Here is a 1190-nt window from a genome sequence, read left to right on the forward strand (position 1 = left end):
TCAAATATATTTGATATATTTCGTGATAGATAAAGAACAACAAGGCAAATAAATATAGCTAGTATATTAAGTATATTTAATATACTAGCTATATTTATTTGCCTTGTCGCATATCATAAATTATTTTTTCAGAGTCGCTAAGAGTATCGCGATAAGCTTCCATGGCGACTTTGACAACCTCGTACATTGGCATATCTTTTGCATAGCTGATATTTCGAACCATATCGGCAACCGGAGGATCGACTTGTATAGGCTGCCTATCTTTGGCCTTATATTGTTTTTCACCGTAAGTAATCTTTGCATCGTCATCAATAATGGTTGGCTTGTTCCGATTATCTTCTGTGTTTTGTTTATTGTTCTTTTTATTCAGCAACGCCATTTATTTCGATCTCCTTGCCAAGTGGTAATGTAATATTTTCAAGTGCATCAAAATATTTTGATTGATAAGTAAAGTTTTCAACATCTCCAGTTTTCTCAAATGAGGAAATTCGAGCCTCTAGTTCACAAAATAGATCGGCAAAGAGCCCAAACATTTTTCGATCATTATAATCTTCGAGTGAGACACCATCTTCGCCAAAATTTTCTAAACGGTCGTGATTTTTGATAATAGTGTGGAACACGTTATCGCGTCCATAAACTTCAACAGTCTCTCTATAGTTTTCGATTTGTCGCTTCTTATGAGAAGTTAAAAGTGCGGGCAATACACCTGCAACTTGAAAGTGTGCTTCTTCAGGAAAATTATCTAACATTGGTTGTAGGTATTTCCCAATGAAATTACTTGTTCCTTCCATCGCCATTTTACGAACTTCTTGTACGGCAATGATATAATCAGAAGCCATAATTATTGCATCAACGACTGTGTCAGTGGAAGGAGCGACGTCAAAAAAAATATAGTCGTAATCGTATTTGATTTCATCTACCATTTTTACCAAATATAAATATCTGTCTCGTTTACTCTTCGAGTTATCGATAATCGTATCAGTAAGCTCGTGTTCGGCAATTGAACCTGCAATGAAATCGAGATTTTTTGTTAGTGGAAAGATTGCATTTTTTAAAGTTCCACTTTGTACTGCCTTTACAAAGGACTGTGGGAAATGACGTTGATTAAAAGTTCTTTTTACATTACTTGTAGTATTAGCTTGCAAATCGACATCAATCAAGAGAACTTTTTGATTGAACAATGGAGGTTT

The 1190-nt window shown here is 34.8% G+C and carries 2 protein-coding genes; both read right to left on the reverse strand.

Annotated elements, in window-relative coordinates:
- Positions 1–94 precede the first annotated feature (94 nt).
- Complete coding sequence (gene prgO / locus FHL06_RS13620) at positions 95–379, reverse strand: DNA segregation protein PrgO (RefSeq protein WP_014386897.1); 285 nt, start codon at positions 377–379, stop codon at positions 95–97.
- Positions 363–1190 (reverse strand): ParA superfamily DNA segregation protein PrgP (prgP, locus tag FHL06_RS13625; protein WP_153387183.1); only part of this gene is annotated, 828 nt, incomplete at its 5' end. The genes prgP and prgO, both read right to left, overlap by 17 nt.

The sequence above is a fragment of the Companilactobacillus halodurans genome (assembly GCF_009600985.1).
Lineage (GTDB): Bacteria > Bacillota > Bacilli > Lactobacillales > Lactobacillaceae > Companilactobacillus > Companilactobacillus halodurans.

Bases quoted from the DNA above. Each gene is read 5' to 3' on its own strand.
- prgO (WP_014386897.1), bottom strand. From the start codon at position 379: ATGGCGTTGCTGAATAAAAAGAACAATAAACAAAACACAGAAGATAAT.